This is a genomic window from Denitrovibrio acetiphilus DSM 12809 (assembly GCF_000025725.1).
Taxonomy (GTDB): Bacteria; Chrysiogenota; Deferribacteres; order Deferribacterales; family Geovibrionaceae; genus Denitrovibrio; species Denitrovibrio acetiphilus.
Genome location: NC_013943.1, coordinates 1,124,246 through 1,138,588, shown reverse-complemented (window position 1 = coordinate 1,138,588; position 14,343 = coordinate 1,124,246). Strand labels below are relative to the sequence as shown.

Genomic DNA, 14,343 nt, shown 5'->3' with positions numbered 1-14,343 from the left:
TAAGTGTCCAGTCATTTCCGGATTCACTGTCCAGTTAATTACGGATTGAGTGTCCAATCAATTCCGGAAATGGTGTCCAATTAAAACCGGATTGACTGTCCAATCAACTCCGGATTTCGCATCCTGCTCATAAAAAGTACCCGTATCTGCTCAGGGGGCTGGATATAAGCCGTCCCAATCAGGTTTGGTGTTCAGATATTACTTACATGCCTATGAGGCGTGGATTTCTCTATCTGGTGGCAATTATGGACTGGTACAGCAGAAAAGTTCTGAGCTGGAGACTCTCAAACAGTCTTGATTCTGATTTCTGTGTTGCTGCACTGGAAGAGGCTCTTGAAAAATACGGAACACCTGAAATATTTAACACCGACCAGGGCAGTCAGTTTACCAGCTATGAGTTCACACAGACTCTTAAAGATGCTGGTGTTAGAATCTCTATGGATGGCAGAGGCCGCTGGATGGATAATGTCATGATCGAGCGAATCTGGAGGACATTGAAGTATAGCTTCGTATATCTGCATGCATTTGATAACGGCCACGATCTGAAGCGAGGGCTTAGTAACTGGATAAATTTATACAACACTAGGAGACCGCATTCTTCTCTGGCTGATAGAACACCATATGAAGCTTATAACGGATTAGGGATTCAGATTTGGAAAAAAGATGATAAAATGACTGAGAGTTTACACCTTATTTCGGTCTAAAAACTGTACAGAATATGGGGACCACCTCTTTCTTCCTGAAGTGCTGTATAGACCAAGTAGAGTTCATGGGTAAGCTGATTGATCAACAGGGATTACTTGACCGCATAGAAGCCCATATAAGCCTCTTGATAAACAAAGAAGGCTTACACTCTAAGTCATTCAAACTTGTGGCTTACGCAGTCAAAGAAGGCGAGTTCAGACGTGGTGAGGCAGCAGACATCATGGGCATCCAAAGCCGTACCGTAGCCAGCCAAGCTTTATCCGAACTTCTCAAAAGAGGTTTGCTAGTTTCCAAAGATAAAAAAGCCCCCGTCAGTCTCGGTATAACCGAGGAAGCAAAAGAATTCTGGCTGCCGGGACTATTTAGCTAATATTACTTATGATATTGTGTAAAAAGCCCCTCAGCAATACTATCTAATCGATCAACTTCATCATTGAGATAATGTTCAAATTGTGCTGATTCTCGTAATAATGTTTCAATTTTAATGTAACTTCTTGGACTCTCTTTAATTACGTCGATAATATCGTCTCTTTTATACCAAGGGAGATTACAATCCAAAATTTCTAAAAGCCTTAAATCAAGTGTCATTTTGCAGTTCAATTGACCCCTCTGATTTGCAGGTTAATTGACCCCCTCTCTCCTTAATTTTTGTTTACGTCATCTTCCTTTTTAAATCAACTTTTTTCTGGATTTAATTTTTCTATAGCTCTCACCCTCAATGACAACTCTGTATGCATTATGCACCAACCTGTCGAGTGCCGAGTTTGCGAGAATCGGGTCATGGAATAGTTCCAGCCATTCATCCGTATCCCTGTTGCTTGTGATCACAGTAGATGCTCTCCCGTACCTTTCCACAACAATCTCATAGAAGTCAGTAGACTGTTGTTCATTCAATGCCTTCAGTCCGAAGTCATCTATAATAAGCATATCGGGAGTAATAAATCCAAGCAGAGCCTTCTCATAGGAGTAGTCAGCTCTGGACTGCTGCAGTCTTTTAAAAAGTTTCTCTGCTCTGACCATCAGGACTTTTTTACCTCTTCGCACAGCAGCGTGGGCCAATGCATTTGCCAGATATGTTTTACCAACACCGACAGGTCCGCACAGCATCACGTTATCTTTTTCCTCAATAAAATTCAGACCGAACAGTCCTTTGATCATTTCTCTGTCTACCTGCACCGGAGCGTCGAAGTCATATCTCTCCAGTGTCTCAAAGGGGTTAATACCAGCTTTTTTCATTTGATTATCCACCTGGTTATGAAGACGCCTGTCCACTTCATCCTGCATTACCAACTCAAGAAACTCTGCATATGTCAGGTGCTGCTGTTTGGCATAAGCCATCCGTTCCGGTAAAGTAGCCAGTATTCCCGACAGCCTTAGTTTTTTTACTGTCTGTTTCAGTTCATTTGATAGTGTCATCGTGACCTCCTTCGTAGAAATAGTTTTTATTGCGTGTAAATTTAGCGGGTTTCAGCACTTTACAGGAAGATTTTTCTACCTCATTATTCTGCATAGAGAGCTCAATTATATTTACTACTCTGTACACATTGATGAGGTCGAAGCTTACTGCCCGCTGACATGCCTGCTCCATACGACCATGACCATATTTATCAGCATCCCGGATGAGTTTCTGAGCCTGCCTTAGATTCTGCCATGGGAAGTCACCGGATAGCAGACGCTCCATAAATTCTCCGCAGTAGAAACCTACTTCTTTAGCCTTATAAATATGATATTCACAGCTCTTCATGGTGTATCCACGTTTCTCTTCAGGATAGTCACTGGTGTCTGTTGAGCGTTTACCTTTTTTCATACGACTATGCACCTTTATCTGCTGCTCTTTGTGGTAAATGCGAACCAGCTTGCTGTCCAGCCTTACAGAAACCTCTTTGCCTATGTATACAGTGGGGACAGAATAAAGAGCGCTTTGAATACGGATATGATGGTCTGGATGCACTTTGCAGGTTCCCCAGAAAGGTACATCGTAACGCTCCTGTTCCAGAGGGAGCAGATTCGCCTGCTCTTCCATATCAAATACAATGCGGGGATGCTTTTTAGTTGTGCCATGTATACGCATGCCGGAGACAGTTCTGCACCAGGCATCTGCTGCTTCCTGTGCATGGGAAAGGCTCCTGAATGTCTCTCCTTTAAAGAAGTTATCTCTGACATATGATACATTTCTTTCAACTTTAGGCTTGTCTTTCGGAGCAACTGCCCTTGCAGGGTCTATGATAAATCCACGGTAACAAGCATACTCATAAAAGTAGCGGTTGAACTGCGCATCATAACGGTCTGCCTTATCTATGGCTGTCTTCATGTTGTCGACAATCACTTTCGCAGGAACACCGCCGAAGAATTCCCAGGCTGATTCCAGACCGGTGATTACTTCCTGGAATTTCATGCTATGGCAAAGGTGAACATACTGATAGCGGCTGTAAGGCAAAGTCACTATCAATGCATGGACCACACGCCTTCTGTCTGTCTCAGGGTCATATAAAAGCCCCAGACGACCGAAATCAACCTCTGCGTATTCGCCTGGAGCAGTTTCAGGCATGCGGACTGTGTTGTGCTTAAAGAAACCAAGATCTTCATGAAGGTAGCGGCGCAGTGTGTCATAGCTTACAGAAACACCATGACGCTTAAGAAGAGAATGAATCTTGGTCATAGTGAGGCGCTCTTCACTCAGCCAGTGTTCCAGTTTCTCTTTGTATGGAATAAGAACTTTACGGCACTCACTGACTGGGCGAGAACCGTCTCCGTATACTTTGCGGTAGACACCGTATGCGATCTCCTCCAGTGGTGGCTCACTGTCACTTTCGAAACCCAAAGTGACAGCCAGTTCTATGTATTTCCTGATGGTGTTTCTAGACATCTTGCGAGCCTTGGCGATCGTCTTAAAGCCGTCGCCATGCTTTCTGCGTCGTAGAATATCCAGGATGTCGTGCATGTGGTACTCCTTTCGCATTCAATTTCTCCATAGTTATTTTCTATGGAGGCATTATACAAAGGAGAGATTTTTACAAAACTTTTTACAAAAGCTGACACCACAGAGGGGTCAATTGAATTGCAAATATGGGGGGTCAATTCAGCTGCAAATATTTGCCGCCAGGGGGGTCAATTGAACTGCAAAATCACATCATAATCACAAATTACTTTAAACCTAGGGTGTTTTTTTAAAATATTAAACGATTGCCAAAGCTCACGATTATTATTATGTTGGGTATCTTTACTTGCTCTATCAAATTTATTATACCACCTGTAAAAAAGATCACTTAAGACTTGATCAACAGCTGGACTATCAAGATATGAGGCTAATGAACATACAGAAAGAAGCATTTTGTCTGTACCTGCATTAACATATCTTCGCAAGTATGGAACAATTCGATCATCGATAAGGCATTTTACTAAAGGATCACTGAGATATTTATCCATGCGAGGCAAAATATCATAATGATACTTTTCCAATTCAGAATAGAACATATCCATATTTCCTTGCTTACCAAGTAAACGTAAAAAGCCAAGACCATATTCATATGCTATATGATCATGATGCCCTGCCCCACCAGAAAGCAAACTTTTATGCCAAGGGATATCAACTTCATATTTATTGAAAGTAGCAATAAGCGTGCGTAAATACTTACGTACTTTGTTTTCATTATTAGCACTGATACTTATAGGTTTCATCTCTTTAATTAAAGGTCCACTTTCACCAAAGCCGATAGCAGGTTCATTTATATCATGTGATATTTTATAGTCGTTGGATGGGTTCAGTTCATTTACCAAATAAATGAACTTATCTTTAGACATGTTTTCAATACTGTAATTTTCATCATATTTAAATCGTCCTGAATCAATGGCATCTATGATGTCTTGAAAATGCAAAGTAACACGAGGCTCAAGGTTACATGTTTGAAATGTCTTATAAATATCTGATTGAGAAGTCTTGCTAACTATGGGGCGACTGATATTACTAAGAACATTTTTCACACAAACAGAACTCTGAAATGATGTTTTTGCAACTAATTTCTTTAAACGGTCGATATCTGCGTCAGTATAATTATGTTTAGCCCATTCGCATATTGAGCGCAAAAGTAGCCACTCAGAATTGGCTTCCATAATATATTTCTCTATCAGATCAATTCGGTTACACAATCTAAATCCTCTTAAAATTGATGCTTGTACAATAGGAATATGTAAATCATTCAGAATTGAATCTTGAGCACTTTGATTCTTCGGAAATCCTTCTTCTGTAAGCTTATGAAACAGCCATGTCGCTGTGCTTTTCTCCGAACCTTCAGGGGCGGGATAACTAGCTCCTTGTGACATCTCTTTAAACAAATCTCCCCAAAAGTCAACAAATGCATCTTCGCCTCTTAAATAAAATCGCAATAAAGCTCCCCCTTCTTTCAAGACCAATGGGGCAATAATATTATGCATAATAAGTGAAGGGTGATTATCAATTTTAAAAGAAGATTCCTCCCCCATAATAGTCAAATATATTTTCTCTAAAGCTAATTCAAATGGTAATCTACTTGCAGCCATAACTGCAGTACGTCTCAGCTGCCAATGTTGATTTTTATCAATTGCTATCTCACATAACCAGTCAGCATCAGAGCTAGCCCTAAGTCTGCCTATTAGGACACATCTCCATAAATAACTTTCAGGAAACCTTTCCCAAATGTCCATAAATTCATTAATATTGTCTGGACCACTCGCTATCGCAGCAACTAATGCTGTCTGAACAATTTGCACATCATTGCTTTCCCTAATCAGACTTAACAAAGCTGGCAGGGCTCTTTTGTCCCTTCTGTTTTGCAAACTTAAACAAGCAAGAATATTAGCTTCAGATAGCCTTGATCTTAACATTCGTAATAAAAAATCTGTTACATCATCGCCATCAAGTTCTCCAAACCTATTAATTAATATCAGAAATGGATTATTTTCAGGAGAATCTTCAAAAGATTTTTCAAAGATAGGTATTACTCTTTTAGAAGGATTCTGTATTGAAAACATGAGAGCAGAGAAGTCCCAAATATTTGCCGAACCTTCATCTATTTTTTCCAACTCATCTAAAGTTTGACCAATATCGATACCTGCTGCACTCAACACAAAAAATGCTTGCAGTCGTATCTCATTATCTAGCTCTACATCTAACACACGCATACGGTATTCTTCAAAATCGACTTTATGTTTAAAGAATAATGGAATAAAGCCAGCAAAGGTACTTAGGAAACTATCTTTCTTAAATGGAATTTGCTTTGCAATTGTTAAGCAACGATCATCTTGTAAAAATACAAGTACACGCAATGCATTTAACAATATCTTTTCATCAGTACAATTTTGCTCAAAAACACTAATGCATTGAGAACGTATTGTATTTTGTTCTTTCCAAATTATCGACTCCAATATGCCAAACAGAATAGAATTATGTAATAACATTTTCCCATGTGTAGATGGCATAGGAATAGACGCTAAAAACTCATTGATTTCATCAGAATTATTAAATTTAACAAGTTGGTTTAAGTAAATCTTTGAGTCTATATTGGCTTGTTTTTCATATATGAATTGCATAATAGGAGTTAAAACTTCACGGCGTTTATCTTTAAAAAAAACAGGAATAAGTCTGTATTGTACTTTACTAGGCAGTTTCATAAAGAATGACATTGCACTTGGTTTAATGACTGGCTGACTCTTTATGCAAATCCCCTGAATTACTCTCTCTAAGCGATCTTCTTTACCATTATCATTTATCTTACCATCTAGGCCAAAACTAATGAGCTCTTCTACCATTGTAGGCTCACAAATTAATATTGCCTCGACCATTCTCCATGCCCACTGATAATTCTCTTTAAATTTGACAGTATTATTTTTTGCATACTTTAATAACACATTTGCTGTTTCTGTATTTCCCATACCCCTAAGCATCTCTGGTAACATATAATGTTTACTGACTTCATCTTCATTAATTAATAGTTCCACAATTTCATCTTCTGAAATTAATTTATTTTTTACTCAAGTTTCGCACCTTTGAAACATCAGATTCTGTATTGAAAGCCTTACCATTTCCTGTATTCCAGCCAATTTATTCATAAAAACTGTAAATGTTTCCTTTGCTCCATCAATTATTGATAATAATCGGTTTATGAATTTTTCCATAAACGCCAGAATATTCAGTTCTTCGACCTCATAACGCAGACCCTCATACAGACTGCCTTTGTGACGGAAATCACCATTTATCCGTTCCATATAGCTCAGGATGATAAACCTAACGAGCGATAGTGTTAGGAAGCAAATAGTAGCCTCAAAGGTTCTGGATTGATTTTTCCCAAAGAAAAGCTTGCTCTTGGCATCTTTAAACAACACTTCTACTGCCCAACGCTGACCATAGGTTTCAATTATTTTTGCCGATGTCAAAGATGTATCCGTAGACAGTAGAATAATAGGCTTCTTTGATTTACTTTTCTCAGATGGCTGACAGAAGACCAGCTTAACCAGAGTTGAACCGAAAAAAGCATTGATGGAAGATACAGACACCCGATCTTTGCCAATTGTTACTGTTGCCTTAATCAAATCTGGAACAACACATTCCCATAAGCGTTTGGTTGAGTATACCTTGCCATTTACAGCAACAGTCAATGTCGGTGTAGTTTTAAGCATGGCAATCACGTCATAGCCTATCTCATTATAAATTGACGACACCAGCCTCGGCATACAGTACCAGCTGTCAAACTGCTCGTAGCGGCGTGACTCGGACAGCGTAGCGTTTTCCCGTCGGACACCGTAGCGGAAACATTCGGACACCATAGCGGCCGCCGGACAGTCTATCGGTGCTCGGACACTGTAGCGCTCGCCGGACACTGTAGCGCTCGCCGGACACTGTATCGGCCTTCGGACAGCTTAGCGGAGCTCGGACACTTCCCGCCAGCAAGGTTAACCTTTAAACTGTCCTCCAATAATAAGTTGGAGGCAAATATGACGAGGTTAACAATGAGCGAGATCAAAGAGGTAATACGCCTAAGATACATAAACCAGCTTTCCATCCGTCAGATATCGGTATCCACCGGAATCCCTAAGTCAACGGTATCAGACTATGTGAACCGTTTCCGTATAACAGGCCTTAAGGCTGAGGAATTGTCTTCAGTATCCGAAGATGAGCTGTACAGCCGTCTCTTTCCAGAAAGGTCAATGCCTTTGAACCGAACCTTCCCTATGCCGGATCTGGATTATATCGCCAGAGAGAAACGACGCAAGGGTGTCACATGGCTTCTGTTATGGCAGGAGTATAAATCAGTCCATCCCGACGGCTATAACTACACTCAGTTCAAAGAGTACTGCAAGAAACACATATCCCGTCTAAGTCCGACCATGCGCCAGATATACAACGCCGGTGAAATAATGTTCGTAGACTATTCCGGCCTGACAATGGATATAGTAGACCGCTATACAGGAGAAGTGAGTGAGGCACAGATCTTTGTATCAGCTCTTGGAGCATCGGGAGCTGTGTTCGTACATGCAACAGAAAGCCAGAAGAAAGAATCATTCATCCTGTCTCATAGTCTCGCATTTGAATATTACGGTGCAGTTTCAAAGACCGTAGTGCCGGATAATCTGAAATCAGCAGTAACTAAACACACCAGAGATGTTCTTACGGTCAACAGCAGCTACTCAGACATGGCTAAGTATTACGGTTGTGCAGTCATCCCTGCCAGACCTGCGAAACCTCAGGACAAAGCAAAGGTAGAACAGGCAGTTCAGGGGATACAGAGATGGGTACTTGCAAAGCTCAGAAACAGATTGTTTAACACCGTGCAGGAACTGAACTCTGCCATAGCTCCGCTTACTGAGGCCTATAACAATAAAGTCATAAGAGGTATCGGCAAGAGCCGTCTTGAGCTTCTGAATGAGATAGACCGTCCTGAGATGCTGCCCCTGCCAAAGGAGAGATATCAGTATCGTGAGTATCTGATAAGACATGTAGGAGTCGACTATCATGTGGATGTTTCCGGCAGCAGATACTCTGTCCCTTACAAGCTCATAAAGAACAAGGTGGACGTATGGCACTCCGCTACCACTGTTGAAATACATCACAAAGGATACCCTGTAGCCATCCACCCTAAGTCAAAGAGAGGTTCCACTCTCACAGAGCACATGCCGCCGAATCATGTCATGTGGCAGGAGAAATGGAACCCTACACGTATACTCAACTGGGCAGGCTCTATAGGCTTCGATACTGCAAGGCTCATGAAGAATATCCTTGATTCCAGAAGTCATCCGGCAAACGCTTACAGGACATGTATAGCTATCCTCAGCAGAGCAAAAAGCCATGATAAAAGTGACTTCAACATGGCATGTAAGAAGGCTGTAGAGATAAGAGCTTATTCAGTAAAGAGCCTTGAATCCATACTTAGCAGTAAAATATATCTTGAGAAGGATGAGAAGAACACTGCTCCGCTCAGCAATCATAATAATGTGCGGGGGAGAGACTATTATAAAGAGGAGGACAAATGTCAAAGTTAGAAAACCTTATTGCAGAGCTGAAGCTCGCCGGACTGGAGGCAGCTCTTTCCAGACAGATGGAGAATCCACAGTACAGAGATCTGCCGTTTGAGGATCGTCTGCTTCAGCTTCTGCAGGCGGAATCAGCAGAGAGGCTGTCACGCAAGATAAAGAGGAACATGGCGCAGGCGAAGTTCAAAGACCTCAACGCAAGGGTCGAGGATATCGACTACACGATACCAAGGGGGCTTGATAAGTCAGCTATGCTTTCGCTCATCTCAGGTGAGTATCTGAATAAAAAGCAGAATATACTTATCACAGGCCCCACAGGAACAGGGAAGAGCTTTATTGCTCAGGCTCTCGCCAATATGGTTGTAAGGGACGGACTCACCGCTAGATACTACCGACTTCCCAGGCTTATGGATGAGATGAAGCTGGCAAGACTGGACGGTACTTATGTTAAGGGGCTTAATAAAATAGCCAAATATAATCTGCTCATCCTTGATGACTTCGGAATTAATCCGCTCACCACCGATGATGCCAACGACCTTCTTGAGGTGATTGAGGATCGTGCGGGTATCAGCAGTGTTATCGTCACCTCGCAACTGCCTGTAGATCGCTGGTATGACTATCTCAACAACGACACTGTGGCTGACGCCATTCTGGACAGACTGCTGCATAGCAGTCACAAGATCAAACTTAAAGGTGAAAGTATAAGGAAAATTCAGGCGGATAACGCTTGATTTATAGATGAACTGGTTCTTATAATCAGAAAAAGGTTACCTTGCGGCAAAAGTGTCCGACGACCGATACGCTGTCCGAATGTTTCCGATCCCACTGTCCGAATAAGCCGATACAGGCAGTCAAACAGAACAGCCCCAGCATCCAGACCCTTCTGTTTCGCCCGTTTAAGCATTTCCTTTACCAGTGTTGGTTTGTCTTTTACTGCTTCCTGTCGACGATGCCACGCCAGCATCCGCTTATCCATTTCAATTTCTGTCGATTGTTTGAATACTTTTCTGCTGCTTCGCTGCAAAGCAAAATCTACAGGGACAAATGACGCACGATCACTCCAGCCAAGCACAACAGCACTGAAGCCTTTCACGCTTTTACCTTTGCTATGGTCAAACACCCATGATACTTCTTCTATCTTTTTGCCGGCTTTCTGAATTACTGTGTCATCAATTACAAGAACACGCTGCTGCCAGCTGCTGAATGATTTGAAATATCTGATCACATTAAGCGATATATCCATCATAAAACGCCGCCAATTGATACTTGTACGTGTACTTAAACGATAAAAAACATCTTTACCGCCTAAATCAAATAGACTGTTCCGGCAATGGGAAACAAAATGGTGAACGCTCTTACCGAGAAAAGTCAGAAAAACTAAAGCCACAAGAATCGAAAACGGCTCGACGCCCTGATTCTTTGAAATACCGCACCTATAGGCAATTGTACGCAGTTGCAAAGCCTTCATTACTCGGAATATCTCAAATTCTTTCCACAATGCCGCTTGTATTTCAGACTGCCATGATTTATTCTCAAGCATAGAAAAAGTCTCCTTGATGTAATTGTTATTGGAAAATCAATATACCATCTATGTGAGACTTTTTCTATTGTTATCCTAGCTATAACAACAAGTTATCGCACTATATCAAGATGCGAAACTTGAGTTTTTTAGTAGATAAGGAGAAAGTCCTCCTCTAAAATTCCCCGTTAAAAATGACTGACGACATAAATCATGAGCTTTGTTAATTTCACCTGCTCTTTCAAAGTGATAAACAGCAGCTGATATGTCGTCTTTATCGTTATAATAATCAGCCAATATCTCATTAATTTTATGTCGTTGAATTATCGGAATAAATTCTTCCAAACCTTTACGTGTAGTTTCATGAAACTCATATCTATTATTAGTAAGAGGCGTGAGCAGACCAAGCTTATTTAACTCTTTAATTGCTTCTTTTATCCTTTTATCAGGAAAGAGTTTAACCGCTTCATCAATAGAAAAAGGCAACAAAAAGCATAACAACTGATCAGCTGCAGGTTTTAAATCGTCAGATAGAAGTGAATATTTCTTATAGGCAGCTTCTTTTAAAAACTCCGAAGGAGGCATTGCCGATAACTGCTCCATATCATCGAATGTTGAAACCTCTGCAATAGAACATGCGTCTTGCACATAAAGACCGGAGGAGCGAGATGCTGTAAGTCGATTATATATTTTGAAAAGATTATTACGGTCTACTAAACCTGGATTTACAAGTTGCATTAACTTAATAAATTCTTCAAAACTAAGTCCTGGCAATAACAACAGGTCTGGCAACTTCAATGTTTTCTTCTGGAAGCCAGACAGCATACGAAAAGAACTATCCTGTCCCATTATAATTAATTTAAAAAGATCGTTTGATAAATTCTCAAGAAACCTCTCAATATCTCGTGCAAAATGATCGCTGCACCCTCCTTCGACTAAATCAATAATAATAAACGTATCGACAAGTGAGCAGTTCTCAGCAAATTCAATAATCGCACGTTCATCCGAAACTTTATAATTAACAACTAAAGGAAATAATTGACCATTACCAAAAGCACGAAGGTGGAAAGCAATCCCAATTAATACATCTTTAAACTTAGTATCATGCCTAACTTCCAAATAGAGCGGCCTTGTAGATGGACTAATATATTTAATCTCTTCAAAAAGTGCTTTTGCAATAGTTGTCTTACCGGAGCCAGAGCCACCTATTATTTCTAAGGGTCCTTGCTTGGAACGCTTTAATATTTCTTTAACTATTGAGTCTCGTTTTAGCATATTTTTTATTATTGGTGGTTCACAAACTAAAGTCATTTTGGGCCATACAGTTCTTACCTCAGCCTCAAAATCAGCTTTGGTGATCACTTTATTTAAACTAGTAGAAATACCATAAAGGTAATTTCTTAATCCAGGAATCAGAGTATCTTTTACAATCTCCCAATCAAGGCCATAGAAATCTATTAACATTTTACTTGTTTTAGCCCTTATATCTTCAACAAGTCCAAATTTTGCTTTTATTGATATTCTTGTTAATACACTTGGAAGATGTTTATGGATTTCAGTAAGTGATTCCGCATATTCATTAATTGCTGCATGTGGGATACCTAAACCAACCGCCTTACACCTAAATGTTTGAATAAGTTCCGCAATACCTGTACATTTATTTGGGAACCACCTCAATAAATTTGAACATTTTTTATAATCTTTTGGAATAACTCCTGAATCGTCACGAGCTAAGGTATGTAATGCTCTCAAATACAATAAGTTATTGCTTTTTGACGCAACCAATTCATTTACTTCTGCACTTACATCATCACCTAGAACCCAAAACTGACGTGAATTATTGGCCTTTAATCTGTCGTAGCTTCCAATTAATAATACTTGGATTACGTCATTTAGTGTCCATGGTTCATTTTTAAGTTCACCATTATCAAATTCTTTTGGTTTTTTTACTTGATAGTAATCGCTGTCAACACCGCTAGATGAAAAAACAACAAGATCATCCTCTCCTTCTGGACGAATAGATACCCCTTGTGAAGAGTCAAAAAAATGTTTTAAGACCAAATATAAATTTACTGTTGCCTGATATTCAAATCCTTTTAATGCATGCCTACCACCTGACATTATAATCCTCACAATCTATTGAGTATAAATATTTAGTATTAAACTAAATTGTCCTCCAAATATTCACAGGGTTACTAACACTTTTATCTAGGTCTTTTTTCTTATGCATTTCATTACACCGAACAGCAAATGCCGTATAAAACAGTGCAGCCCTTGCTAATGTAATAAGTTCTAATGTTTTTTCAGTTAAATTCTGCATAGTTATTGTATACGCATAATCAATTTCACCAGAATAAAACGATCCTGAATCAGCCACCCTCAGCCAATTGTGCTCTAGAGCATTTCTAATCTTTCTAAAGTCTTTCCCATTCGGGTTTGGTGCTTTCCAATCTTTCATTTCGTCATTATCAGTCAAATCACATGAAAGCCAGAATAAAGCATTAATAAATGGGTTTCTCTCAAATGAAGAAAAATGTTTCCTAAAATGACTTGGGTAAAAATATACTTTTTCAGAAATATTCTTCTTCTCAACAAAATACTCGTATAGAAGCTTATAAAGACTATCAAATAGACTAAAGGCAATACGAAAAGCAGCTTTAATTTTTTCTATACCCCCATCGTAAGAAACATAATCAAGAGTATCGACTAAATATAGATCCTTATTTTCATATTTAGGATGTAATCCGTGTATTCCTTCATAAAGTAAATGTCGAGCAAAGCAATACTCTCTTTTGATTGATGAAAATGCAGCCATATAATATGGACCTTCAGCTACTTTAACAGTATGACTTGGAAATTGAAGAATATCAGTAGCAGCAACCCACTCTTTTGTAATAATATTCATTGGGTTAGCAAAAAGGTTTTGACTTAAAACCCATTTCCTGTATTCTTCTTCCTTTTCAGAATAAGAAGGTTTGGAAAAAGTATCTATTGATGAGTTTATATCTACAAAATGTTTGTCACCATATGACAAGTGTCTGTTTAGCCTCTCATCTTCTTTTATAGTGAGAATAATACCGACATGTTCAACTTTATCAACATTTTTCTGTAAATCTTTTAATAGTTTATACGATTTAAGCTGAAATTCTAATTCATGGCCATTATCTTCTAAAAATTGGGATAACCACCCGATAGCATTACCCATATGTAAAAAAGAAACAGGTGCTGAATCACCAACTAATGAAAAGTCACACTTCCAATAATTAGCTGCTTCTACAGTACGACAAAACTGATTCAGCGTATTTGCATAATTCACCACAGGTTCTGTTAATTGATTATCATTTTGCGAAAGACACTCTCGGTAAGCATTCATGCTCAGCACTAGGTATTTAGGATACTTATCATTCATCCAACCATATATATTCTCACTATTCAAATGCCCAATTTCAGAATATAGGTTAGCAAGTGTATAATATGCTTTACTTTTTATGTCATTTTCTAGCGTTGGCAGTACATTACAAATTCCTTCTACAAGATGTTCCATAATGAAACCATTACGCTCTAAAATTGCTTTATCAGCCATTTGCGATATTTCTATAATATCCATTAGAAATTAT

General features: G+C 39.5%; 9 protein-coding genes and 3 pseudogenes. 4 read left to right on the top strand and 8 right to left on the bottom strand.

Features of this window, described 5'->3' with window-relative positions; translation table 11 throughout:
• Window positions 1-113: 113 nt before the first annotated feature.
• Window positions 114-704: pseudogene (locus tag DACET_RS05455) on the top strand (IS3 family transposase); the annotation flags it as partial.
• 65 nt (window positions 705-769) lie between these two features.
• Window positions 770-1,075 carry a hypothetical protein gene (locus tag DACET_RS05450; protein WP_148214148.1) on the top strand — a complete coding sequence of 102 codons (306 nt, stop codon included), beginning with the start codon at window positions 770-772 and terminating at the stop codon, window positions 1,073-1,075.
• A gap of 2 nt (window positions 1,076-1,077) precedes the next feature.
• Here DACET_RS05450 and DACET_RS16435 read toward each other — a convergent pair whose 3' ends face one another.
• The 5 genes and pseudogenes from DACET_RS16435 to DACET_RS05425 all read right to left on the bottom strand — a co-directional run.
• A complete protein-coding gene (locus DACET_RS16435; protein WP_041229915.1) occupies window positions 1,078-1,293 on the bottom strand; it encodes a hypothetical protein in 216 nt (71 codons plus the stop codon).
• A gap of 81 nt (window positions 1,294-1,374) precedes the next feature.
• Window positions 1,375-2,121, bottom strand: a complete 747-nt coding sequence (istB, locus tag DACET_RS05440) for an IS21-like element helper ATPase IstB (RefSeq protein ID WP_013009614.1) — start codon at window positions 2,119-2,121, stop codon at window positions 1,375-1,377.
• Window positions 2,105-3,646 (bottom strand): IS21 family transposase, encoded by a 1,542-nt coding sequence (gene istA, locus DACET_RS05435; RefSeq protein ID WP_013009613.1) that lies wholly within the window; start codon window positions 3,644-3,646, stop codon window positions 2,105-2,107. Before istA (DACET_RS05435) ends, istB (DACET_RS05440) begins: the two co-directional genes overlap by 17 nt.
• 167 nt (window positions 3,647-3,813) lie before the next feature.
• Complete coding sequence (locus DACET_RS05430) at window positions 3,814-6,678, bottom strand: HEAT repeat domain-containing protein (protein ID WP_041229913.1); 2,865 nt, start codon at window positions 6,676-6,678, stop codon at window positions 3,814-3,816.
• 33 nt (window positions 6,679-6,711) lie between these two features.
• A pseudogene (locus DACET_RS05425) lies at window positions 6,712-7,428 on the bottom strand (transposase); the annotation flags it as partial.
• Between the two features lie 243 nt (window positions 7,429-7,671).
• Here DACET_RS05425 and istA (DACET_RS05420) point away from each other — a divergent pair.
• Together istA (DACET_RS05420) and istB (DACET_RS05415) are read left to right on the top strand one after the other, a co-directional pair.
• Window positions 7,672-9,216: an IS21 family transposase gene (gene istA / locus DACET_RS05420; protein ID WP_013009975.1), complete on the top strand. Its 1,545-nt coding sequence runs from the start codon at window positions 7,672-7,674 to the stop codon at window positions 9,214-9,216.
• Window positions 9,204-9,938 carry an IS21-like element helper ATPase IstB gene (gene istB / locus DACET_RS05415; RefSeq protein WP_013009976.1) on the top strand — a complete coding sequence of 245 codons (735 nt, stop codon included), beginning with the start codon at window positions 9,204-9,206 and terminating at the stop codon, window positions 9,936-9,938. Before istA (DACET_RS05420) ends, istB (DACET_RS05415) begins: the two co-directional genes overlap by 13 nt.
• Window positions 9,939-10,024: 86 nt before the next feature.
• On the opposite strand, the pseudogene DACET_RS15460 reads toward istB (DACET_RS05415), so the two are convergent.
• The 3 genes and pseudogenes from DACET_RS15460 to DACET_RS05400 all read right to left on the bottom strand — a co-directional run.
• A pseudogene (locus DACET_RS15460) lies at window positions 10,025-10,747 on the bottom strand (transposase); the annotation flags it as partial.
• Window positions 10,748-10,852: 105 nt separating this feature from the next.
• Window positions 10,853-12,847, bottom strand: a complete 1,995-nt coding sequence (locus tag DACET_RS05405; RefSeq protein ID WP_013010381.1) for a dsDNA nuclease domain-containing protein — start codon at window positions 12,845-12,847, stop codon at window positions 10,853-10,855.
• A 43-nt stretch (window positions 12,848-12,890) separates the two neighbouring features.
• A complete protein-coding gene (locus tag DACET_RS05400; RefSeq protein ID WP_013010380.1) occupies window positions 12,891-14,333 on the bottom strand; it encodes an LA2681 family HEPN domain-containing protein in 1,443 nt (480 codons plus the stop codon).
• Between the last annotated feature and the right edge of the window lie 10 nt (window positions 14,334-14,343).

What these genes read in the sequence shown, in the direction of transcription:
- DACET_RS05450 (WP_148214148.1), top strand. Translation starts at nt 770, where the DNA reads ATGGGTAAGCTGATTGATCAACAGGGATTACTTGACCGCATAGAAGCC.
- DACET_RS16435 (WP_041229915.1), bottom strand. Translation starts at nt 1,293, where the DNA reads ATGACACTTGATTTAAGGCTTTTAGAAATTTTGGATTGTAATCTCCCT.
- istB (WP_013009614.1), bottom strand. Translation starts at nt 2,121, where the DNA reads ATGACACTATCAAATGAACTGAAACAGACAGTAAAAAAACTAAGGCTG.
- istA (WP_013009613.1), bottom strand. Translation starts at nt 3,646, where the DNA reads ATGCACGACATCCTGGATATTCTACGACGCAGAAAGCATGGCGACGGC.
- istA (WP_013009975.1), top strand. Translation starts at nt 7,672, where the DNA reads ATGACGAGGTTAACAATGAGCGAGATCAAAGAGGTAATACGCCTAAGA.
- istB (WP_013009976.1), top strand. Translation starts at nt 9,204, where the DNA reads ATGTCAAAGTTAGAAAACCTTATTGCAGAGCTGAAGCTCGCCGGACTG.
- DACET_RS05405 (WP_013010381.1), bottom strand. Translation starts at nt 12,847, where the DNA reads ATGTCAGGTGGTAGGCATGCATTAAAAGGATTTGAATATCAGGCAACA.
- DACET_RS05400 (WP_013010380.1), bottom strand. Translation starts at nt 14,333, where the DNA reads ATGGATATTATAGAAATATCGCAAATGGCTGATAAAGCAATTTTAGAG.